This window comes from Pseudomonas laurylsulfativorans, from assembly GCF_002906155.1.
Classification (GTDB): domain Bacteria; phylum Pseudomonadota; class Gammaproteobacteria; order Pseudomonadales; family Pseudomonadaceae; genus Aquipseudomonas; species Aquipseudomonas laurylsulfativorans.
The window spans coordinates 516,627-540,542 of record NZ_MUJK01000001.1 but is presented as its reverse complement, the minus strand read 5'-3'; the positions used below and the strand labels follow the sequence as shown (position 1 = coordinate 540,542).

14 protein-coding genes are annotated in these 23,916 nt (G+C 59.0%); 6 read left to right on the top strand and 8 right to left on the bottom strand.

Translation table 11 applies throughout. The features are described 5' to 3' along the window. Nucleotides 1-268: 268 nt before the first annotated feature. Nucleotides 269-964 carry a pirin family protein gene (locus tag B0D71_RS02445; protein WP_103393318.1) on the top strand — a complete coding sequence of 232 codons (696 nt, stop codon included), beginning with the start codon at nt 269-271 and terminating at the stop codon, nt 962-964. 209 nt (nt 965-1,173) lie between these two features. Here the strand turns inward: B0D71_RS02445 and pgm are convergent, their stop codons facing one another. From pgm to B0D71_RS02420, 4 genes are all read right to left on the bottom strand, one after another. Next, the gene (pgm, locus tag B0D71_RS02435) at nt 1,174-2,817 is read right to left on the bottom strand and encodes a phosphoglucomutase (alpha-D-glucose-1,6-bisphosphate-dependent) (RefSeq protein ID WP_103393316.1); all 1,644 of its coding nucleotides are present in this window, start codon (nt 2,815-2,817) and stop codon (nt 1,174-1,176) included. Between the two features lie 113 nt (nt 2,818-2,930). Next, complete coding sequence (locus tag B0D71_RS02430) at nt 2,931-4,331, bottom strand: aminotransferase-like domain-containing protein (protein ID WP_103393315.1); 1,401 nt, start codon at nt 4,329-4,331, stop codon at nt 2,931-2,933. A 40-nt stretch (nt 4,332-4,371) separates the two neighbouring features. Next, nucleotides 4,372-5,862, bottom strand: coding sequence for a hypothetical protein (locus tag B0D71_RS02425; RefSeq protein ID WP_103393314.1), 1,491 nt, complete (start codon nt 5,860-5,862; stop codon nt 4,372-4,374). Nucleotides 5,863-6,416: 554 nt separating this feature from the next. Then, nucleotides 6,417-7,439 (bottom strand): zinc-dependent alcohol dehydrogenase family protein, encoded by a 1,023-nt coding sequence (locus B0D71_RS02420; RefSeq protein WP_103393313.1) that lies wholly within the window; start codon nt 7,437-7,439, stop codon nt 6,417-6,419. 269 nt (nt 7,440-7,708) lie between these two features. On the opposite strand from B0D71_RS02420, the gene B0D71_RS02415 reads away from it, so the two are divergent. From B0D71_RS02415 to B0D71_RS02395, 4 genes are all read left to right on the top strand, one after another. Next, entirely contained in the window at nt 7,709-8,626 is a 918-nt protein-coding gene (locus B0D71_RS02415; protein WP_103393312.1) for a LysR family transcriptional regulator, read from the top strand. 318 nt (nt 8,627-8,944) lie between these two features. Next, a complete protein-coding gene (gene mexE, locus B0D71_RS02405; RefSeq protein WP_103393310.1) occupies nt 8,945-10,198 on the top strand; it encodes a multidrug efflux RND transporter periplasmic adaptor subunit MexE in 1,254 nt (417 codons plus the stop codon). A 12-nt stretch (nt 10,199-10,210) separates the two neighbouring features. Next, nucleotides 10,211-13,390, top strand: a complete 3,180-nt coding sequence (locus tag B0D71_RS02400; protein WP_103393309.1) for an efflux RND transporter permease subunit — start codon at nt 10,211-10,213, stop codon at nt 13,388-13,390. Next, entirely contained in the window at nt 13,390-14,811 is a 1,422-nt protein-coding gene (locus B0D71_RS02395) for an efflux transporter outer membrane subunit (RefSeq protein ID WP_103393308.1), read from the top strand. The genes B0D71_RS02400 and B0D71_RS02395 overlap by 1 nt, the downstream gene beginning before the upstream one ends. A 214-nt stretch (nt 14,812-15,025) precedes the next feature. Here the strand turns inward: B0D71_RS02395 and B0D71_RS02390 are convergent, their stop codons facing one another. The 4 genes from B0D71_RS02390 to B0D71_RS02375 all read right to left on the bottom strand — a co-directional run bounded on the left by B0D71_RS02390 (nt 15,026) and on the right by B0D71_RS02375 (nt 22,586). Continuing rightward, nucleotides 15,026-15,976 (bottom strand): HlyD family secretion protein, encoded by a 951-nt coding sequence (locus B0D71_RS02390; RefSeq protein WP_103393307.1) that lies wholly within the window; start codon nt 15,974-15,976, stop codon nt 15,026-15,028. A gap of 4 nt (nt 15,977-15,980) precedes the next feature. Next, nucleotides 15,981-16,181 carry a DUF1656 domain-containing protein gene (locus B0D71_RS02385; RefSeq protein WP_103393306.1) on the bottom strand — a complete coding sequence of 67 codons (201 nt, stop codon included), beginning with the start codon at nt 16,179-16,181 and terminating at the stop codon, nt 15,981-15,983. Further along, nucleotides 16,171-18,306, bottom strand: coding sequence for an FUSC family protein (locus B0D71_RS02380; protein WP_103393305.1), 2,136 nt, complete (start codon nt 18,304-18,306; stop codon nt 16,171-16,173). Before B0D71_RS02380 ends, B0D71_RS02385 begins: the two co-directional genes overlap by 11 nt. Nucleotides 18,307-18,416: 110 nt before the next feature. Beyond that, complete coding sequence (locus tag B0D71_RS02375) at nt 18,417-22,586, bottom strand: hypothetical protein (protein ID WP_103393304.1); 4,170 nt, start codon at nt 22,584-22,586, stop codon at nt 18,417-18,419. Between the two features lie 200 nt (nt 22,587-22,786). Here B0D71_RS02375 and B0D71_RS02370 point away from each other — a divergent pair, with 200 nt between their 5' ends. Continuing rightward, complete coding sequence (locus tag B0D71_RS02370; protein ID WP_103393303.1) at nt 22,787-23,842, top strand: tetratricopeptide repeat protein; 1,056 nt, start codon at nt 22,787-22,789, stop codon at nt 23,840-23,842. Nucleotides 23,843-23,916 lie beyond the last annotated feature (74 nt).

Here is a 23,916-nt window from a genome sequence, read left to right as displayed (position 1 = left end):
TCCAGGGTGTGAGGCTGTTGAGCGCTATGGTGTCTGCATTTGCCCTTGAGTTCTAGTCAAATGCTTATGACTCATTGGCTTATGCGATGAATTGAAGGTTGGATGAGAAAATTCCGAGGCTATTTCATATCTATTCATTCGATGGGAATAGCGCATTTTTTACGCTTTTTATCGATTGTTGCCTGTTGGATGATGGCCGTCATCACTCACCGGTGTCGCTTTGTGGCTCAGGCGCCTTGCCCCACGACGAACCTTTCAGGAGACGATCATGCTCGAACTCAGACCTTTCAACTCGCTCGGCGGTGCTCACCACGGCTGGTTGGATGCGCACCACCATTTTTCGTTCGCCGAGTACTACGATCCCACGCGCATGAACTGGGGCAACCTGCGGGTCTGGAATGACGACGTGATCGCCCCCGGCACCGGTTTCCCGCAACACCCGCACCGCGACATGGAAATCATCACCTATGTCCGCGAAGGCGCGATTACCCACCAGGACAACCTGGGCAACAAGGGCCGCACCGAAGCCGGTGACGTCCAGGTCATGAGTGCCGGTACCGGGATCGCCCACAGCGAGTACAACCTGGAAGCGACGCCGACCAGGATTTTCCAGATCTGGATCATCCCGAATGAATCCGGCCTGGCGCCGTCCTGGGGCGCCAAGCCCTTTCCGAAAGGCGACCGCGAAGGGTTTGTCACCCTGGCCAGTGGCAAGGAAGGTGACGAGCAGAGCCTGCGTATCCGCGCCGATGCCCGGTTAGTCGCGGCCAACCTGAAGGCGGGTGAGACTGCCGAATACCAACTTGACCACGGTCGCCGTGCGTACCTGGTGCCGGCCACCGGGAGCATTGAAGTCAATGGGTTGCGTGCACACGCTCGAGATGGCGTAGCGGTTGCCGATGAGCAAGTGCTACGGGTGACGGCCATTGAGGACAGCGAGATTGTTCTGGTGGACCTGGCTTGATTCGCTGAACGCAATCGAAAAAAAGGGGCGACCGTGTTGGTCGCCCCTTTTTTTGGGTGCATGTTCAAATGCCTTCGCTGGCAAGCCAGCTCCTACATGGGTAATGCGGTCCAATGTAGGAGCGAGCCTGCTCGCGAAAAACCCGAGAGTCCCGCGGGGTATCAGGCTGCCAGCGTTATCGTTGACGACCATCGCGAGCAGGCTCGCTCCTACAAGGAGATGGCACCATCGACCAGCGTTTGCGCCTCGGCCACCAGTTGCTTGAGGTGGTCGTCGCTGACAAAGCTTTCGGCGTAGATCTTGTAGATGTCTTCCGTGCCCGACGGACGCGCCGCGAACCAGCCGTTTTCGGTCATGACCTTGAGGCCGCCAATGGCCTGGTCATTGCCCGGTGCGTGGCTGAGGATGCTCTGGATCGGTTCGCCGGCCAGTTGGGTCGAGGTGACCTGTTGCGGTGACAGCTTGCTCAACAGCGCTTTCTGCTCCGGATTGGCCTTGGCGTCGACCCGCACCGAGAACGGTTCACCCAGCTCGTCGGTCAAGGCGCGATAGGCCTGGCTCGGGTCGCGACCGGTACGGGCAGTCATCTCGGCAGCCAGCAGGGCCGGGATCAAACCGTCCTTGTCGGTACTCCAGACACCGCCGTCCTTGCGCAGGAACGAGGCTCCGGCGCTTTCTTCACCGCCAAAACCCAGGGAGCCATCAAACAGGCCATCGGCAAACCATTTGAAGCCAACCGGCACTTCGTACAGGCGACGGCCCAGGCGCTTGGCCACGCGATCGATCAAGCCGCTGCTGACCACGGTTTTACCCACGGCGGCATCGGCGCGCCATTGCGGTCGGTTCTGGAACAGGTAGTCGATGGCAACGGCGAGGTAGTTGTTCGGGGCGAGCAAACCACCTGACGGCGTGACGATGCCATGGCGGTCGTGGTCCGGATCGCAGGCAAATGCGACGTCGAAGCGTTCTTTCAGGCCGATCAGGCCCTGCATGGCGTGGCTGGACGAAGGGTCCATGCGGATCTGGCCATCCCAGTCGACGGTCATGAAGCGGAAGGTCGGGTCGACCTCTTTGTTCACCACATCCAGGTCCAGACGGTAATGCTCGGCAATCGCCGACCAGTAGCGCACCCCCGCTCCACCCAGCGGATCGACACCCAGGCGCAACTTGGCATCACGGATGGCGTCGAAGTCGATCACGTTGATCAGGTCGGCGACATAGGTATTGAGGTAATCGTGACGATGGGTCGTGCTGGCCTTGAGTGCCTGCTCGTAGCTGATGCGCTTGACCCCGGCGAGCTTGTTCGCCAGCAGTTCGTTGGCCTTGGCCTCGATCCACTTGGTGATGTGGGTATCGGCCGGACCACCGTTGGTTGGGTTGTACTTGTAGCCACCGCTTTGCGGCGGGTTGTGGGACGGCGTAATGACGATGCCGTCCGCCAGGCCCGTCGTGCGCCCACGGTTGTAGCAGAGAATCGCATGGGAAATAGCCGGCGTCGGCGTGTACTCGTCAACCGCGGCGATCATTACGGTGACGCCGTTGGCGGCCAGCACTTCGAGGGCACTGGCGCCGGCCGGCGTGGACAGCGCGTGGGTGTCGATACCGACAAACAGCGGGCCATCGATGCCTTGAGCTTCGCGGTACAGGCAGATTGCCTGGCTGATTGCCAGCACGTGCCATTCGTTGAAACTCAAGTCAAACGAGCTGCCGCGGTGCCCGGACGTGCCGAAGGCAACGCGCTGGGTCGAAATCGAGGCATCAGGCTGGCCGGTGTAATAGGCCGTTACCAGTCGCGGGATATCGACCAACAATTCTGCCGGTGCCGGTTTACCCGCAAAAGGACTGAGTGTCATGCAAAACCTCTGGAATAGAGTGGTTCAGGAGTTGGATCGCAGTTTACTGGCAGTTTGACCGCAAATCGATGGGATCGATCCAATAGAGTGAAGGATGTTGGTTTTTGTCTCACTCACTCGATTGATTCCAGACGCAGCGCATCCCCCAGCAATCCCAGTGCGGCCGCCAGGTTGTGATCGCCGCCGAAGGTATGGCACAGGCGCAAATGCTGCCCGTGAAGGCCGTGCAGGCTGAACAGCTCGCCCGGCGCGATGACCACCTGGTGCGCCAACAGGCGCTGGAACACACGGCGGACATTGACTCGACGCAACGAGCGCACCCAAATCGTTGCCCCTCCTTGCGGCTCGACGAAATGCAAGGCATCACCCAGCCGCTCCTGCAGCAACTGGGTCATTTGACCTTTGCGTTCCCTCAACAGCCGTCGCAGCACCAGCAGGTGTTGATCGATGCGACCACTGCTGTACAAGCGGGCGATGGCTTTCTGGCGTATCGGCGAGAGACGAAAGGAACGCAGCAGAAAGTGCCGTTGCAGCTCAGCACTCAAATGCCTTGAAAGCAGGTAACCGTAAGGCGCTTCTGGCCCGATGGTTTTCTCGAACGCGGAAAACACCATCAGTCGTTCAGGGTCCAGCAAGTCGCGAAAACGCACGCCGCCCGGGTCAAATCCGAGCTCGCCATAACAGTCGTTTTCCAGCACCCAACTGTCATGCGCGGCTAAAAGCCCGGCAATCGCGTGCCTGTTATCGTCAGGCGCCAGGCTACCTCGGGGCATGTTCAGGGCCGATGACAGCATCACCAGCCTTACCGGCTCCGTATCGAGTAGCATTTTCAGCCGTTGCGGATCCAGGCCGCCATCGGCTTGCACCGGCAACTCGATCACCCGCACGCAGGCGGCCTGAAACAAACGCAGGATCGCCCAGTCGCACGGCGACTCAACCACCACCGTGGCGTCTTTCAAGCCCAGCACGGCAATCAGGATTTCCAGTACTCCGCGAAGGTCGGCGCCGATGTAGACATCATCGGCGTGCCAGTAACGCAGGGGGGACGTGGTGTAGCGTGCCGCCAGGGCGGTGCGCAATTCGAGCTCGCCGCAGGGTTGCGAAGGCGACTGCGGCTGGCGGGGATACTGGCGCAGCAACTCTCGTTCCAGCAGCAACAGAGGACTGTCGAGAGGTTGCAACAACGCCGGATCATCGGCGCTCAGGACCAACATCCCCGGGCGTCGGGCATTCACGTAGACGGCTTCCAGCAGGTCGCTGCCGCTATCGAGCGGGTTGAATGAAGACACGGGCAACGCGTAGTAACCGGACTTGGCCACCGAATAGACGCGCCCTTCTTTCTCCAGCAGCGAATAGGCGTACTGAATGGTCGAGATCGACACATTGAGGCGATCCGCCAGTTGCCGCAGCGACGGCAGGCGGATGCGCGTATCCCCTTCGGACTCAATGATCAGGCTGGCCAGGTATCGATAAACCGCCTGATAGGCAAAATCCGTTTCTCGTGGACCTTTCATGGGTGAAGGCTGACCGAACTGGCTGAAAATCCGCCCACGCTCAGTGGCCCGCTTTCCATTCATCCACCAGCGTGATGCCAGCGTCAGGATCGCCCACGGCTTCCTGTAGCGCGGCCCTCTGGATGAGTGCTTCAGGCGTCTCGTTATCGCTTCCGGGCGTCCACTCCATGCGATAAAGCTGGCCGATCAGGCCGACAGGCAATCCGCTGACATCCATCATCCATTGCATGATCTGTTCGGCGACCGGATGCCCCTGCATGGCCCGGTGCAACTCGGGCATGGCCACGAGCATGCCCGGATGGCACTGACGCAGAAAACGCTCAAGCCCCTCGCCCTTTTCGATAAAGGGCGAGAAAAGCAGGCACACCAGTTGCGCTTCGCTCAGGCCCAGGTCCTTTTGCGCCTCGGCCGCCGCCCGGGCACGTTGCTCATTGAGTGTCGCCGGGTTGCCGAACACTTCCTTCGCCTGCTCGCACAAGCGCTCGGGCAAGTGTTTGCGGCGCATCTTCACCAAGGCGTGTTGCAAGTATTGCGCAACGCCGGCCCCGTAATCGCGACCCTGCACGAAGCTCGCGTGCAACCCCCTCACGTGCGCCGAAATCGACGGACTGACGAATTCGTTGTCGCTGATCTGCGCGGACAGTTCGTCAGGCTGGAACCCGAGAAATTCAGTCAGCAATGTCCATCGCTCTTCGAGGTTACTGACCAGCAGGTCGTGAATGTCGATGCAGGCCGTACGACGACACGTCTCAAAGCGCTCTTGTGGACGCCATCGGGCCTGGCCGTAATCTGCATAGAACGCCTGATAACAATCGCTGCCCAGTTCATCGAGCAAAGCGAACAACCCGGCAAACCCGGCCTCGCCCGCGTGCGAAGGTGCAAGCCCGGCCTTGGTGGCCGCACGCTTCAAACCGTCGATAAACTGTTTCTGCTGACGCGGCGTGTCACTGATCAGCAAAGCGTCCACACCTCCATCCCAGCGGGCGATTTGCCCGTAGAACTCTCCCGTGGCCAGATAACCGTCATCCCACAGGTCGAACCCGCCGCGCCACTCCCGGCGATGGCCGATCATCAGCAGGTTCAGGCGGCTGGACTCGCGAGCGGCGTCGGAGATCGGCGTCAGGTGGTTGAACGGCAAGACCTCCCGATCATCGACCATCAACATCTCGACCCGGGGATCGTCATAGACAAACAATGCGCTGTTGGTCCGGTGCATGTTTTCCACGGCCGCCCCGCTTGTCCCGTTCAACCGCAAGGAGGCGATGCGCAACTGGAATGTCGCCGGCGCCCGCGTGGCGATGGTCAGCTGCGCGGCACGCAACAGTGCCAGGGTGTAGCAGTTGTCGCGGGCACCGGACTGGATCGCCAACACCTTGTAATCGCCAATGCGTTCCATGCCCCCCGCCGCTACCGCCAGACGCTGAATCAACAATTGCAATGCAGTGCGTTCGGCGCGGGAGAAGAAACCCAGCAATCGCTGCAGCACTTGTTGATAGACATAGTTCATCGCTTGGTCATGGATGCTGGTCATCTTTATTTACCTGGTACTCGTAAGTTCAATATCGCGCAGACAGCCCATTTCGCTGGACCGCCTGCACGATTGGAGTCATCGACTTTATTGCCAAATGCTAGCACTTGAATTTCATGGAAATTATTTGAAACGAACGCAACAGCCCTTCTTGTGCAAGGCAGTGACGAGGCCATGGCGCCCGGCTGGCAAGGGTTTGTTCAATAGAAGTCGGAGTCCTAGGAAACGTCCGACAGAGTCCCACAGACACTTAACACAAGAGATAAAGAAGGAAGTTGTCGCTGTCTTTTTGGCAACTACACAGCAACTAACTAATTTGGAGATGTGCACCGGGGGCGCGCATTGAAAAGTTTCAGCCTGACAACCAGCCATGACTCATTCCTTGAGATGAAAGTAATCATTCAATTATCAGGGCTTAGTGGCTGATTAGAAGCTACAGATTACGGGCAAAAACCAGTTCAGTTGCTGGACCGGCCTGCGAATCGACAGGTTTCGGGGGGGCTGAAACGACAGAGTCCGTGCGGGCACGGACTCTTGGGTGGACTACTGGATGAGCGCTAAGCCGGTTCGACCTGGAGCGCGACCCTTTCGCGACACGGACATTCGTCCATGTAGCGGTGTGCCTCGACAAACTCGGCAAACGGGAAAACCCGAGTCTTGAGCGGCAGCAGAACGCGGTCGGCGGTCAGCTGGTTGATGTCGCGCAAGGCACGTTGCAGTGCGGCCTGGTCCTGGGTGATGCCCAGTTCCGGCTTGCCCGTGAAGTTGCCGATGCAGTGCACGAAGAACTGGATGTTCTTCTGGAACGCTGCGCAGGCCGGGAAAGGCGTCTGGTTGCCACCTTGCAGGCCATACAGCACCAGGCTGCCGCGAGGCGCCAGTACATCGCCCAGCAACGACATCTGTGGACCGCCCAAACCATCGAAGACCACATCCACGCCGCGGTTATCGGTGATTTTGTTGATCCGCATCAGCAGATCTTCTTCCTCGGTGACGATGACTTTCTCGGCACCCAGCGACAACAGGTATTCACGCTCTTCAGCTGACTTGGTCGCAGCGATCACCCGAACACCCAAGGCCTTGCCCAGTTGTACGAACGAGGGTCCGGCGCAATGGCTGGCGTCGGTCACCAGGGCAAACTGCCCGGGCTTGACCCGTGCCAGATCCGCATAGGCGAAATAGGCAATCAACAACGGCGTGTAGTGCACGCTGGCTTCAATCGGGCTGAGGATATCCGGATAGCGGGTGACCGCCGTGCGAGGCAGAACGATCTGCTCGCCGTAAACCGGGTAGTCGTTCGGGCTTTGGGCCGGAAAGCTGGCAACCTTGTCACCGACCGCCAGGTCATCTACGCCGTCACCGACAGCAGTGACGATACCCGCCATCTCCTGACCAAGACCCGAAGGCAGCCGGGCATGGGACGGGGCCAGGTTCTGACGCCACAGAGTGTCGTACCAGCTGATGCCGATTGCCTCGACGCGCACCTGCACTTCGCCCGGTGCAGGCAGAGCCGTCGCATGCTCTTCGCATTTGAGCACCTCGGCTGGACCAAACTTGTGAAAACGGATCGTGCGGGACATCGCAAACCTCGCCAATTGAACCTCTAATGCCTTGAACTCTAGCTGGGCTTTCAACCCAACACTATCTGTGGCTATTAATAGTCGACATGCCTGTCATTGATTCCATAGCGGCGGCAACATCGTCAATTGCCGCGAGCAACCGAAGCCGCCTTTGCAGGAAATCTGAATTACTCGGTGCAGAGTACCAGCCTTTCCCCGTAATATTCCTGCTGGCCATTGTTCTCATATGGCCGCTCACGTCAAGTTTGCTGACTCTGCCAGGACTCCAGATGAATCGTAATGACCTACGTCGTGTCGACCTGAACCTGTTGATCGTTTTCGAAACATTGATGCACGAACGCAGCGTGACCCGGGCAGCGGAAAAACTGTTCCTCGGCCAGCCAGCCATCAGTGCGGCCCTATCGCGCCTGCGTGGGTTGTTCGATGATCCGTTGTTCGTGCGTACCGGCCGAAGCATGGAGCCGTCCGCACGGGCAATCGAGATCTTCGCCCTGCTCTCTCCGGCGCTGGACTCGATTTCCACCGCGGTCAGCCGTGCGGCCGAGTTTGATCCTGCCACAAGTACCGCGGTGTTCCGCATCGGCCTTTCGGACGATGTCGAGTTCGCCTTGTTGCCGATGCTGCTCAAGCGCCTGCGCGCGGAGTCACCGGGGATCGTGCTGGTGGTGCGCAGGGTCAACTACATCCTGATGCCCGGATTGCTGGCATCCGGTGAGATTTCCATCGGCGTCAGTTACACCACCGACCTGCCAGCCAATGCCAAGCGCAAGGTACTGCGCCGCAGTCAGCCGAAGCTGCTGCGCGCCGACACCGTGCCGGGGCCATTGAGCCTGGATGATTACTGCGCTCGCCCCCATGCACTGGTGTCGTTCGCCGGCGACCTCAGCGGCTTTATAGATGAAGAACTGGATAAGCTCGGGCGCAAGCGTCATGTGGTGCTCGCGGTACCTCAGTTCAACGGCCTGAGCACCTTGCTGGCCGGCACTGACATCGTCGCAACCGTGCCGGACTACACGGCCGATGCGCTGACCGCCGCAGGCGGTGTGCGGGCCGAAGATCCACCGTTACCAGTGCGCAGCTTCGAACTGCACATGGCCTGGCGCGGGTCGCAGGATAACGATCCGGGGGAGCGTTGGCTGCGCTCGCGGATTCAGATGTTCTTTGGCGACCCTGACAGTCTGGCCTGAAGCTGATTTTGGATTGAGGCTTCTGGCCCCTTCGCGGGCAAGCCCGCTCCCACAGGTTTTGTGAACGACGAAGATCCAATGTGGGAGCGAGCCTTCTCGCGAAGGCCGCACCCGGGTTTCAAGACTGATTGATGCTTTTGTGGCAATACAGAATTGCCATCGACCTCATTGATAGACCTCTGCGTAAGGCGCAGGCTAGAGAGCTAACCTGGCCTCTCCTATCATTCCGAATGATAGTTACCTTCGCCCCATTCGATTCGTGAGATACAAACCCGCCGCGCATCATTCGCCAATCTCAACACATTGGCGGATGCATCCATGGAACAGTCACTCAAACATTTGCGCTTCCCGTTGGCTTTATTGGCCGTAGTGGTGATCAGCGCTTGCGGCAAGGCCCCGGAAACCGCCGCCACGATGCCAGCAGCCAAGGTCAGCGTGGCCAAGGTACTAGAGCAACCGGTCAACGAGTGGGACGAATTCACCGGCCGCCTCGAAGCGCCGGAAACCGTCGAGATTCGTCCGCGGGTCTCCGGCCAGATCGATGAAGTGGCGTTCACAGAAGGTGCACTGGTCAAGAAAGGCGACCTGCTGTTCCAGATCGACCCGCGTCCGTTCCAGGCTGAGGTCCGCCGCCTCGAAGCACTGGTTGCACAATCGCGCGCCAACGCCACCCGCAGCGAAAACGAAGCCCAGCGTGGTGAGCGCCTGCGCACCAGCAACGCGATTTCCGCCGAACTGGCAGATTCGCGTACCAGCGCTGCCCAGGAAGCCCGCGCCGCTGTCGGTGCCCTGCAAGCGCAACTGGACCTGGCCAAACTGAACCTGAGTTTCACCCGCGTCACCGCCCCCATCAGCGGCCGCGTCAGCCGTGCGGAAATCACCGCCGGCAACCTGGTGACGGCCGACACCACCGCGCTGACCAGCGTGGTCTCCACCGACAAGGTGTACGCCTACTTCGATGCGGATGAACGTGTGTTCCTCAAGTACACCGAACTCGCTCGCCAGGGCAAACGCGGCGCCACCACCCCGGTTTACATGGGCCTGTCCAACGAGGACGGCAACCCGCACCAGGGCGTCATGAACTTCGTCGACAACCAGGTCAACCCGAAGACCGGCACCATCCGTGGTCGCGCCGTGTTCGACAACAGCGATGGCAGCTACACCCCGGGCCTCTATGCACGCCTGAAACTGGTGGGCAGCGGCACCTACAGCGCCATGCTGATCAACGATGAAGCGGTCGGTACCGACCTGGGCAAGAAGTTCGTGCTGGTGATGGATGCCGAGAACAAAACCGCTTACCGCGCGGTCGAGCTGGGTCCGAAGATCGAAGGCTTGCGCATCGTGCGCAGTGGCCTGAACAAGGACGACACCATCATCGTCAAGGGCCTGCAACGGGTACGCCCTGGTTCACCGGTCACCCCTGAAGTGATTCCGATGGCCAGTGAACAAACCCTCGCGGCACTCGCACAACAACGCCAAGCGCTGGAAGCCAGCAACCTGCCCCAAGTCGCACCCGCCAAGGTTGCGCCGGGCACGGCTGTGAAACTGGCTGCCACGACCCCACGCGGTTAAGGGATTTTTACGATGAATTTTTCCCAATTCTTCATTTCGCGGCCGATCTTCGCAGCGGTGCTATCGCTGCTGATCCTGATCGCCGGTGCGATCTCGCTGTTCCAGTTGCCAATCAGCGAATACCCGGAAGTGGTGCCGCCGACCGTGGTGGTGCGCGCCAACTTCCCGGGTGCCAACCCGAAAGTCATCGGTGAAACCGTGGCCGCTCCGCTGGAGCAAGCCATTACCGGTGTCGAGAACATGCTGTACATGTCCTCGCAGTCCACCGCCGACGGCAAGATCACCCTGACCATCACCTTTGCCCTGGGTACCGACCTGGACAACGCGCAGGTGCAGGTGCAAAACCGCGTGACCCGGACCGAGCCGAAACTTCCCGAGGAAGTGACACGCATCGGTATCACCGTGGACAAGGCGTCGCCCGACCTGACCATGGTTGTGCACTTGACCTCGCCGGACAAACGCTACGACATGCTGTACCTGTCCAACTACGCCCTGCTCAACATCAAGGATGAGCTGGCGCGCCTGGGCGGTGTCGGTGATGTGCAGTTGTTCGGCATGGGCGATTACTCGCTGCGTGTGTGGCTCGACCCGAACAAGACCGCTTCGCGCAACCTGACAGCGACCGATGTGGTCACGGCGATCCGTGAACAGAACCGCCAGGTAGCGGCCGGTGCCCTGGGGGCTCCACCCGCGCCAAATGCCACGGCGTTCCAGCTGTCGGTCAACACTCAGGGCCGTCTGGTGTCCGAGGAAGAGTTCGAGAACATCATCATTCGCTCTGGCGACAACGGTGAAATCACTCGCCTCAAGGATATCGCTCGCGTCGAGCTGGGCTCCAGCCAGTACGCCCTGCGTTCGCTGCTCAACAACCAGCCGGCGGTGGCGATCCCGATCTTCCAGCGTCCGGGTTCCAACGCCATCGAGATCTCCAACGAAGTGCGGGCAAAAATGGCCGAACTGAAGAAGAGCTTCCCCGAAGGCATGGACTTCAGCATCGTCTATGACCCGACGATCTTCGTGCGCGGCTCTATCGAGGCGGTGGTTCACACCCTCTTCGAAGCGCTGATCCTCGTGGTGCTGGTGGTGATCCTGTTCCTGCAAACCTGGCGCGCCTCGATCATTCCGTTGGTCGCGGTACCGGTATCGCTGATCGGCACCTTTGCCGTGATGCACCTGTTCGGCTTCTCGCTCAACGCCCTTTCGCTGTTCGGCCTGGTATTGGCGATCGGTATCGTGGTGGACGACGCCATCGTGGTGGTGGAGAACGTCGAACGGAACATCGAGCTCGGACTCACACCGGTCGAAGCCACCAAACGCGCCATGCGTGAAGTGACCGGCCCGATCATTGCCACGGCGCTGGTGCTGTGTGCGGTATTCGTTCCGGCGGCATTCATCTCCGGGTTGACCGGGCAGTTCTACAAGCAGTTCGCCCTGACCATTGCGATTTCCACGGTGATCTCGGCCTTCAACTCGCTGACCCTGTCGCCAGCACTGGCGGCGGTATTGCTCAAGGGCCATGACGCGCCGAAGGACCGCTTTTCCAAAGTCCTCGACAAGGTCTTTGGCGGCTGGTTGTTCCGTCCGTTCAACCGCTTCTTCGAGAAAGCCAGCCATGGTTATGTCGGCACCGTCGCCCGTGTGATCCGCTCAAGCGGCATCGCCTTGTTGTTGTACGCCGGCCTGATGGTCCTGACTTTCTTCGGTTTCTCCAGCACCCCGACCGGTTTCGTACCCGGCCAGGACAAGCAATACCTGGTGGCCTTCGCGCAATTGCCGGATGCATCGAGCCTTGACCGTACCGAAGACGTGATCAAGCGCATGTCCGAACTGGCGCTGAAACAGCCTGGCGTGGAAAGTGCGGTGGCCTTCCCTGGTCTGTCGATCAACGGCTTCACCAACAGCCCGAACGCCGGCATCGTGTTCGTGACCCTCAAGCCGTTCGACGAGCGTAAAGACCCGAGCATGTCCGCCGGTGCGATTGCCGGGGCCTTGAACGGCCAGTACGCGAACATCCAGGAAGCCTACATGGCGATCTTCCCGCCGCCGCCGGTACAAGGCCTGGGCACCATCGGTGGTTTCCGTCTGCAGATCGAAGACCGGGGCAACCTGGGCTACGAAGAGCTGTACAAAGAAACCATGAATATCATCAACAAGAGCCACAACGTGCCGGAACTGGCCGGCCTGTTCACCAGCTATACGGTGAACGTGCCCCAGGTCGATGCCGCCATCGACCGGGAAAAAGCCAAGACCCACGGCGTGGCCGTCAGCGACATCTTCGACACCCTGCAGATTTACCTGGGTTCGCTGTATGCCAACGACTTCAACCGTTTCGGGCGCACCTATCAGGTCAACGTTCAGGCCGAGCAGCAGTTCCGTCTTGAGTCTGACCAGATCGGCCAGCTGAAAGTACGCAACAACAAAGGCGAGATGATCCCGCTGGCGACCTTCATCAAAGTCAGCGACACCTCGGGGCCGGACCGCGTGATGCACTACAACGGCTTCATTACCGCTGAAATCAACGGTGCGGCAGCCCCCGGCTACAGCTCCGGCCAGGCCGAAAAAGCCATCGAGAAACTGCTCAAGGAAGAACTGCCCAACGGCATGACCTACGAATGGACCGACCTGACCTACCAGCAGATCCTGTCCGGCAACACTGCGCTGTTCGTGTTCCCGCTCTGCGTACTGCTGGCGTTCCTGGTACTGGCGGCCCAGTACGAAAGCTGGAGCCTGCCACTGGCGGTGATCCTGATCGTACCGATGACCCTGCTGTCGGCCATTACCGGCGTGATTGCTTCCGGTGGCGACAACAACATCTTTACCCAGATCGGTTTGATCGTACTGGTGGGGCTTGCCTGTAAGAACGCGATCCTGATCGTCGAGTTCGCCAAGGACAAACAGCTCGAAGGCCTCAACCCGCTGGCGGCGGTCCTGGAAGCTTGCCGCTTGCGTCTGCGGCCAATCCTGATGACCTCCTTCGCGTTCATCATGGGTGTAGTGCCACTGGTGTTCTCCAGTGGTGCCGGTGCCGAAATGCGTCATGCCATGGGTGTGGCGGTGTTCTCCGGGATGCTCGGGGTGACCTTCTTCGGTCTGTTGCTGACGCCAGTGTTCTACGTATTGATTCGTAACTTTGTCGAGCGCGGCGAGAAGCGCAAAGCTGCCAAGGCCACCCTGAAGCTGGAGTCGCATTGATGAGTTTGAAAGCCTTCCTGCCGAGCCTGCTGGTACTGGCGCTGAGCGCCTGTGCCGTGGGCCCGGACTACAAGACCGAAGCCCTTGAACCGGCCAACATCACCACCGCCACCGATGGTGCGGCCGGTCAGAAGAACTTTGACCGTTCGCGCTTCGAAGGCATCTGGTGGCAGCAGTTCGAAGACCCGACCCTCAACCAGTTGGTGACGCAATCGCTGCAAGGCAACCGTGATCTGCGCGTCGCCTTCGCCCGCTGGAAAGCGGCGCGGGCGATCCGCGATGACGTCAGCAATGACGCCATGCCGACCATCACCAGCCGCGTCAGCAGTGACCTGGGCAAAGGCCAGATTCCGGGCCAGACCACCGACCGGGTCAACAGCGAACGCTACGACCTGGGCCTGGACATGGCCTGGGAAATTGACCTGTTCGGCCGCATCCAGCGCAATCTGGAGTCGGCCAACGCCGAGCAACAGGCGTTCGAGGCCGATCTTTACCAACTGCAAGTCACCATGATTGCTGAACTGGTGGATTCCTACGGTCAACTGCGCGGCGCGCAGCTACGGGAGAAAATTGCCCTGGCCAACCTGCAGAACCAGCAGGAGTCGCGCAAAATCACCATCAGCCTGCGGGATGCCGGCGTCGGCGATCAGCTCGATGTCGAGCGTGCCGATGCCCGATTGGCCTCGGTCGAAGCCAGCGTGCCGCAATTGCAGGCTGAACAGGTTCGGCAGAAAAACCGTATCGCCACCCTGCTAGGTGAACGTCCGGACAAGCTAACCGTGGACCTGAGCCCGAAAGACCTGCCGGCGATTGCCAAGGCACTGCCGATCGGTGATCCGGGTGAACTGCTGCAACGCCGTCCGGACATCCTCAGTGCCGAACGCAAACTGGCCTCGGCCACTGCGCGTATCGGCGTGGCCAAGGCGGATCTGTTCCCGCGGGTCAGCCTCAGTGGCTTCCTTGGCTTCACCGCCGGGCGCGGCTCGCAGATCGGCTCCTCGGCGGCCAACGCCTGGGCACTCGGCCCGAGTATCACCTGGGCGGCGTTTGACCTGGGCAGCGTGAAGGCCCGTTTGCGCGGTGCCGACGCCGATGCCGAAGGCGCCCTGGCGACCTACGAGCAGCAAGTGTTGCTGGCCCTTGAGGAATCGGAAAACGCCTTCAGCGACTACGGCAAACGCCAGCAGCGCCTGATCTCGTTGATTCGCCAGAGCGAGTCCAGCCGCTCGGCCGCCGACCTGGCGGAGATTCGCTACCGCGAAGGCACCGCCGACTTCCTTGTGTTGCTCGACGCCCAGCGTGAACGCTTGGCGGCCGAAGACACCCAGGCCCTGGCCGAGGTCGACCTGTATCGTGGCATCGTCGCGATCTACAAGGCCCTGGGCGGTGGTTGGCAGCCGGAGACGGTCGCGAGCAAGTAATACGGTTTGAAAGTGCTCCTTTGGTTGGCCGCAACCAACCAATTCCTTAGCCCTGCGTCTCATTCGGTCGCGGGGTTCTTTTTATCCTCTCAAAAACACCCCCTGCCCTTGTAGGAGCGAGCCTGCTCGCGATGGACGTCAACGATGACGCGACAAACCTGATTCACCTCGTCGTCATCGGGTTTTTCGCGAGCAGGCTCGCTCCTACAAGGGGTTAGCGATGGTTTTCCTGGACGGTCACGGTGGCCGTGGTCCCTGCCCGCAGTTTTCCCTTGCCGACGTAATCGGCATCGATCTCGATCCGCACCGGCACCCGTTGCGCCAGCTTGATCCAGGTGTAACTGGGGTTGATGTTGGCCAGCAGGCGACCGCCCGGCAGGTTTTCCCGGTCGGCAATGGCGAAGGCAATGCTCTGCACTTTGCCGCCGAACGTCTCGCCACTCATCAACTCGATTTTGACCCGGTCACCCTCCCCGATCCGCGGCAACTTGGTTTCTTCAAAGTAACCGCTGACATAGAACGAGTCGCTATCCACCAGCGCCAACAATGGGCCGCCGGCCGAGGCGTAGTCGCCCTCCCGGGTCAGCAGATTGGTGACAAAGCCGGTCACCGGGGAGACGACATGGGTACGCTGCAAATCGAGTTCGGACTGGGTCAAGGCCGCGATGGCCAGTTGCACGTTGGCCTGGGCCAACACCAGATTGGCCTGATTGCGCAGCAAGTCAGCCTGGGCAACCGACACATCGGTGTTGGCTTTCTCCCACTCTTCGCCGGAAATCGCCGAACGGTCCTTGAGCGTGCGCCGCCGTTGCTCCTCACTCTGGCGTTGCTTGAGCAACGCTTCGCTGGCGCTAATGGCTGCCTGGGCCTGCCCGAGCGAAGCTTTCGATACCTCAACGGCACGTTTGGCATGTTCCACCGCCAGCGTGTAACGCGCTGGATCGATCTGCAGCAACGCCTGGCCTTTGTCCACGTGTTGGTTGTCCTGCACGGACAGGCTGACGATTCGCCCCGAAACATCGGCGGACAAGGTCACCACATCGGCACGCACCCGGGCATCCCGGGTCCAGGGGGCGCGGGTGTAGTGCTCCCAGGCGAACCAGCCCAGGATGACGGCCAGCAGCACCACCGCCAACGTCGTGAGTCGGGAAAGGATGTTCTTCAAGGCATCAGGCTCCCATTACCAGAATCAACGTGGCGCAGACGCAGACGTACAACGCGCCTTCGAACAACGCCTCATGCCAGACAAACTGCAGCACGCCAAGGCGCCGCAACGTCCAGTCCAGCAACAGAAAAATCGGCAAGCCCAGCAGCAGCGCCTGGGCAATCGGAGGCAGATAGGCCCCACCTATTTCCAGATCAATGGGCAAGAACAGGGTCTCCTTCAAGGCCGGCGGGTTGAAAGTAACCGCGATAACGCTCGACGAACGACACCACGATCAGCAGCGCCACGCGCATACGGAACACTGACCACAAGTGCTCATGAACATTGGTATGCAAGGCATCCAGTTCGTCGCCCAGGGAGCGCAGGCTATCAAGCACATGCGCCGCTTCGACCCCGGGTCGACCGGCGACCAGCCTTCCCGTTTCCCGGACAGTCGAAAACAGGCGGCTTTGCAGGCCCGGACTCAGCAGTGCGTTGTTCTGCCCCTGCTGCCTGAGCTGATTCAAGGCAATACCCAGCGCCATACAGCCCAGGCTGACCTGAAACCGCTCACGCGATTGTGGGTCCTGGGTTGCCGGCAACAGCCCCAGCATCATGGTCAGGCGATCAACCATGCGGCTCTCGAAAGCAAATTGCTGCTCATCGGTCGCCGAGGTCTTCAGCAAGGCATACACCTGCTCGCAGTTCTCTTTGTAGAGTCTTCGCATACGCAAATCCGGCCTGAACGGAAAAATCAGCGCATAGACACTCAACGCCAACACAGTCGCACAGGTATAAGCCCCGGCGAACTCGAACCACTGGATCGCGGTGTTTTGGCCGATCCCCACGTTCAATGGGCCGAGCAACAGAAAGGTCGTGAGCCCCAGACCAATGCCGGTTCCCGTAGTGGGTGGACTGGCCAGCCCCACCGCAACGGCGTAGAGCAAGGGTGCCAGCAACAAGGCAAGCATCTCGAAATTGCTGATCATCGGCACAAACATGAACTGCAGCAGCGCCGAGGCCACCAACGCCAGCCCGAATCCCCGCGCATAGCTTTGAACCGCCAGCAACGGCCGAGGAAAGGTCGACATCAGCGAGCAAAGGATGCCCACCAGCACCATCCCGCCTCGCGCACCGTCCCAGCCGGTTTCGATCCAGATCAGGCCCGCGATCAACAACGCGGAAAAGGCCCGGATGGCATTCATGGTCGCGAGGGTGACGTCCAGGTGCAGCGGGTTTTCCCGCCCACGAAACACGCTGCTGGCAGGGCGACCGCTCTGGATCGCATCACTCAGTTCCAGAATCTGTTCGAGTTGCTGCAGCAGGCGCGCCTGCTCCCAGCGCAGCGACCAGGCCAGCGAGCGCAGGGTGGCCGGCAGCGGCTCGGTCAATTGTTCGGCCTTGTAAGCCAGCTCATCGAAGCGTTGTTGCAGCACCGTGAAATAGTGACGCCTTTCGCTGGACAGCGAACGCCCCTGCTGCGCCAGTTCATCGAGAAAGGCCAGTTCTTCGGCGCGTATCTGTTGAATTTCCTCGGGCAGCTCGCCTTCCCAGCGCTCGGTCAACAACTGGCGCTGGTGGCGCAAGGCAGTCAGTCGCGCGGTCAAAAGCACCAACTGGTTGCCCAGCAGTTGCACAAGACCGTTGGCACTGCGTAACCGTGGCGCATCGAAGTACATGTGTCGGCGCACGCCCTCCAGGCCGCTGATCTGGCCCAACAACTGCATTTGCCGCTGCTGGAAATCGGCTTCACTCTCTTCGGTGCGGATGACGGCGCTGGCATGGGTGGCCAGCAACCGGGTGATTTGATCGATCCTGGCGAAGTAATCCCGGGCCACGGCTTCCGGCCTTGCGGTGAGCAGGCTGACCACGCACACGCAGACTACCGCCAGCAACGTCTCGGTGACGCGGGTCACCGCCAGCAAGAACATGCCATCCTGGTCCGGCACCGCCAGCAAGGCCACCACCACAGCGGTGTAGCCGCTGAGGACGAACGCCTGGGAACTGGTATAGCGCAACAAGGTGCCACCGGCGGTGCACAACGCCAGCCATAACGCCAGGGTGGTGATGAACGGCAGCGGCGCCTGGGGAAAGATCGCCATGATCAATACCGCCACGGCCGCGCCCAATGTGGTGCCGATCACCTGGCCGAAACTGCGGGCCAGCACCATGCCGCCCAGTGGCTGGCTGATGATGACCACGGCCATGATCGACCACTTGGGCTGGTCCAGATCGAACAAAAACGCCAGGTACAGGGTCAACAACCCGGCCGCGATGGTTCGCAAGGCAAACAGCAACACCCCGGGGCCGGGGTGGAGCATGGCTTTGAAATACTGCAGCAGCGCTTGCATGGGAATGCTCGTCCAGACATCTCCTGCAAGCGTAGTCACTGCTTGGGTGCAACGAGAGGTTTCGGCTTCGGGGGAAACCTTCCATCAGCTTGTTATATCGGCGTCTTAAGTTACTTCGGCCTATCGGCTAACAAAGTCGAGTTAACCTTAAGCCAAGGCTTGGGTATCTGACCCTTGCTGAGATTCAGATCAGGAACGCTTTGCTTGACACTCTTTTCAATGGCCTTGGGGTTTGCAAAGAAAACACCTTTACTGTCATACGCTCCCAGTATCTTTCCGGCCGGGATATCCTTCCCATAGTTGATTTCCAGCGGCTTGAATCCAAGCCTGGATGGATTAGAACTTCCAAAGTTATGATTTTTATACAGGTCATAACCCTTTAACTGTCTACCATCAATGACGTACGTGTACCCTCCTCTACCACCACCGTAATAAAAGGCGCCCGCACCACCCTCTTTATAGTAGGCAGACGTTGAAATACCCAAGCCATCCATATCCAGGGCGTCTTTCCCGCCCCCAAAACCGCCTTTCATGCCATTCACCTGTTTGACATCGGTAATCGGGGTGCGCAACTTGAAGCCATTTTTAAAAACCTCCTTAGGCGGTCGCATATCACCTCGCATGACAAATCCCTTGTAGAGATAGCCTTCTTTTGCACCCGAGAAGTAGACATGCCGTGCTTTACCCATCAGTTTTTGAGCGATATGGGGTCCATCACCCAAATGATTCAACCTGTTGATGACCTGTGCGTTTTTGAACTTGAGTTCCATGCTTGCAGACGTTTTTGAATACGCCTTGACTTCCGGGGGTAGCCATTTCGGAATTTTCCCGGATTGCTTGATGATCGTTTGAGGCGCACCTTTTGTGCCCATTCGCAGAATGACGCTTCGGACAATACTCAGGCGGCTGAGCCTGGACAGTGACGCTCCCACTATCTTCCCCGCCAAGGGACCGGCAAATTCGGCTACCGCGCCGAACAATGCGTTTTGCCTATGCTCCTGCGCAATCGCCGGATCATCAGCGACCATCGCGCGCAACGCATCCATCCCTGAAGAGGCCACGCCAAACAATAACGCGGCGGCTGCACAACCGGCGGCTGACACAGCTGTACCGGCCATTGGTATCAAACCGACACAGATGGATAGGGCTTGAAGCAAGTGACCCGCGATGTTCAATGCGGTATCCGTCAAAAGCTCCCCGCTCGTGGCTACCAACGCATCGATATCAAAAAGAACTTTTTCCACCTGAATAGTGTGAAGGTGATCCATGACTGCCTCGGACGGCAGGTCCGTCGTAACAATGGGTTCGTACCCTGTTTGCCCCGCTTTACCCGGCGGTACTGAAACATAATCGTCGTCTACACGATCATGGTTGTATTTAATGGCGATGCGTTGCGAGATGTCCTCCTTGAGTTTTGCAAACGCTTCGGGGGTATGTTTCGGTGCCGAACCATAGGACAACTCGACAACTTTACCTTCCCCGCCCAGCAGTACCAACAAAGCCTTATAAGGGCCACCGGCAAGATAAACCGCGTTGGAAATCGGAACAGCTGCATAAAAACCACGCCTGGAGTTGGCAACTGCCAGGCTTGGATGAACATTGCCACTCAGAAAATCATTAGCGATTTTTGCGGCGTCAGCAGAGCACTCGGTAGACTTCAGATGGCGTTTAACAACCGTCTTGATTTCCTGTTCCTTTGCCAGTTTCCAGAGTTCAGCGACATCCGGGCTATTTAAAGTCGACGAGATGAGTTTTCTATAGCCGTCCTGGAAGTCGGCATGTTCTATGGCTGTTTTCAGCGGCTCAGACATCCCGTCCGGCCACTTGATCAATGGCAGTTCCAGGAGTGGAACACCTTTTCGATGTGCGTTGATGCACAGCTCGGTCAAGGTAAAATTCCTGGTTTTAGGTCCCCCCAGCACAGTTCGAGAATCAGGCCCTATGTAAGTCACCTCAACAACCGTATCCGGGTTGATTCCAGCCTTTTTATCCACCGCAGTGCTGGCTTCAGAAAATATTGCTGAAGCGGATTTTTTTATGTAGGTGATGGGGTCCGCCATTTCAGCGGCAGCTTCAAACGTGGTGTAAATCTTGTCCACGGCTTGCTCAAAGGTAAAACCAGGCGCGACTTCATCCTTTAAGTGCTGGGCATCACTGGCACTGACCTCGATTGCGCCATATTTAATCACCGCTCTGACTATCTTCTTATGGTCAGTGCCTGGTTCCAGGCTTCGTTTGTGGCGAGCACCCGAAATGGCAACATCATCCGGGAACGATCCGAGCAGAACATCGATCGGTGATTCGCTCGCTGCACCGCTTTCTTCACCCGATTCATCCAGTGCTTCCTGTGCCTCCTGTGCCGCGATTGCCTCCAGGTAACTCAGATAGGTTGCATACTGGATGCCCGGAAAGGGCAGCTGCAAAAGCGTTTCGATGTCTTCAAAAAGTTGAGGGTCATCGCTCGGGTCAAAGTATTCGCACTGGCTGACAAGCTGCACCACTGCCTTGGCAAAGTCCGGCTCGTCTGCAAATAACTCCCCTACATCATTGAGAATGTCGGTGGGGTCTTGCGGGGTAATGGTCACATCGAGATGCGAGGGCTCGAGCGTTTCGGGGTCAGGCAAAAACCAGTGGGCGTAAAGATTGGTCAGCGCCACATACAGACTGAATGCTGCGGCAGAACGTCCCGGATTACGCTCGATCAAGTCACCTGTACGGCTCATCACGGCAACACCCGTGCTGATCAACGTGCCGCTCATTCGGCCAAGCCAGCTTTGTAACTGTTCCTTTAAACCTTCCATATCGGGCAGGGCGTTCCCGAGTGGAACGTATGGCTCGCCGCCTAGAGCCACGGTTGTCGTTTGATAAACCGGCGAGCGCTCTATCAAGTCCTCGATTTCCACTAGTGCATCGGCATAGGCACTGTCCCACGGCAGCATCTTCCCGACGATCTTGCGAACAACATCATCGACTTGTGCCGCGAACTGACTCAGTGACGGTGGGACCTCTTGCGGCTGCTCCGGCACGGGAGAGAATGGCTGAGCCGCAAGCTTGCTCGCGCCATTCTTCCAGGCCTGGTTGCTCGGTTCGGGTCTGGGACCGGACGTTGAAATATGACTGTGGTCCAACTTCAACGCACCGAACGTATCCAGCACGTTGCAGGCGTATAAGAGTTTTCCGGCAATACCATCGGGGATGCGTGGGCCGTTGAGGGTGACGTTTGAGAAAAAATCGGCGTTACGCTCAATGGTCTGCAGGTGCGACAACAACGTTGGGCCGTGCTCGGCCGGCGGGCGGGCGTCCGCGGGTTTTGAGTAAGTCATCATGCTCAGGAGCGCCCCCAATCCCCGCGAGAAAGTTTCCGGCAAGCTGGGGCCGGCGACCCACTCCAGCCAGGTCTGCCGGACAGTTTCAGCCGGCCTGATTTGATCAAGGACGGCTTCGACGGCCTCTGGAAACCTTGGATGCCAACGCTTGCGCAGTTCGTTCGCGGGGTTCTTGAGTTCGTGAATGAGTTCGGACAATGCCTGGCGTGCTTCGTCAGGGGTGGGACGTACGTCACGCATGTCTTCGAGCATCATCAGCTTGCCGTCGAGCGTGCTATCGGTTCGACGGATATAGGAACGAGCCTTTTGGGCAATTTGCTTGATGGCTTCCCATTGGCCATCCTCTACCAGGCCACCGTTTGCAATCCGTTCATCTCGTTGCACATTCGCAAGATCCAGCTGTTTCTGGATAAACCCTGCAACGCCCTCTGCGCCGGGGCCGCTTATAAATCTTGTGGTTTCTCCCAATGCGGATTGCCATTGAGTGGGTGGCAAATGACAAATCACGTTTACGATTTCTTGCAGTCGAGTGCGTGTCAGTTCCCTACCCGGACTTATCGAGCGCATTATCGCGTCAGCCAATAACCCCGCAAGCGTCTTGCCTGTTTCTGTTTGCAGGATGCCGCTGTTCAGCACTTCGAGCACTTCCTGCTCGCAAAGTGTTGTACTTCTCAAATAGTCCTTGAGCGCCGACCATTCGCGGTCAAGATGCGCCTGATCGACAAAGTCACCAGCGGATTCAATAAATGACGGGCATGCCAAGACCGGGGCTGGCAAGTCGGCATTCAACCTTGAAGCATTGGGCAAGTTGCCAATGTCGATGATCAGGGTCTTCGATCTATTACTTGCGCCCAAACACTCCTGGAAGAGCCGGTTTTGCAGCTGCTGATCGTTATGCAGGAAATGCGCGGTCGGCGAACCCGAGACAGAGGTTGCATTTCTAGGAGGCAGCATTGATTTTCTTTCCATTAGGGCGGGAGCATGTCCATCCAGCTTAAATACCTGCCTCCTGGACTTCTTTTAAAAAACGCTTATCCCATTGCGTTGCCGAATAATCAGTCAAGTTCGCCTTGCACCGACTCAAGGTTTGACTCAAAGCCCGGCCTGACCGAAGCTGGCGCCTTTGCAAAAGCTCGCTGCTTCCGGATTCCTGCATGCCCAAGTCCCGCCGCTATCTATTTATCAGCCTCTTCGCCCTGCTTGTCATCGGCCTTGCGTGGTTTTCCCTGCGCGATACTACCCCGGTGGTGCCCGACGCCATCAAGCATGGTTACAGCGAAGCGCTGGCGGCTGCCCGGGCCGGTCAACCGGGTGCCGCGCGGGTGCTCTATCAGCAATTGGGTCGCCCGGACCTGTCCCCCAAACGTCGTGTCTGGCTGCATGCCGAACTGCCCAATTATCCAAGCTCGGTGGCCTTGAAACTGGCGGATGCGGATTTGCAGAGCGAGTCGCCCGAGGTCCGTATCGCCGCGATCAAAAGCATCAGCGCATTGGTGCCGAACGGACAGCGCAGTCTATTGCTGGGGCCATTGCTCGATGACAGCGAACAAAGCGTTCGGCTGGCTGCAATCAACGCACTGCTGGGGTTGTCCCCGGATGATCTCGGTTTGTATTTCGGGCCGCTGGAGCAAGCCATCGACGCCTGGGAACAAGTGCTCAAGAGCGAACCGCAAAGCGCCGAAAACCAGTACCAACTGGCCCGGCTGCACCTGCACAACGCCGAGCTCAAGGAAGCGCAACAGGCGCTGGACAACACCCTGCGCCTGGCGCCGGACAACCTGCCGGCGCTGGTGCTGCAAATCGAAGTGCTGGATAAACAGGGCCAAAACGACGCCGCCCGGCAGTTGTTGGCCAAACAACTCCAGGCGCAACCCGATTCGGCGTACCTGCAACATGCCCTGGGAATCTGGCTGCTGCACCACGACCAAAGTGAATTTGCCCTGCTCGGCCTGTCCAAAGCCGTTGAACTTGAGCCCAATAACCGGGATTACCGCTACGACCTGGCCACCACATTGCACGCTGAGCAGGAGCTGGAAGCGGCGCAGAAGCAGTTGCAGGAAATCGTTCAGCGCCATCCCAACGATCGCAAGGCCCGGGTGCTGCTGATCAATTACTGGAAAGAAAGCGGGCAGTTGCAAAACGTGCAGATCCTGTCGGCCCAACTCGAACAGATGAACCCCGATGACCCGTCGTTACAACAGGGGCTTTGACCCCAACTGACATTTCGTTGAACCGTCGTCCCGGCCAAGGGTCAAGTGAAAAGGCAGCCTAAGGCCATATTTCC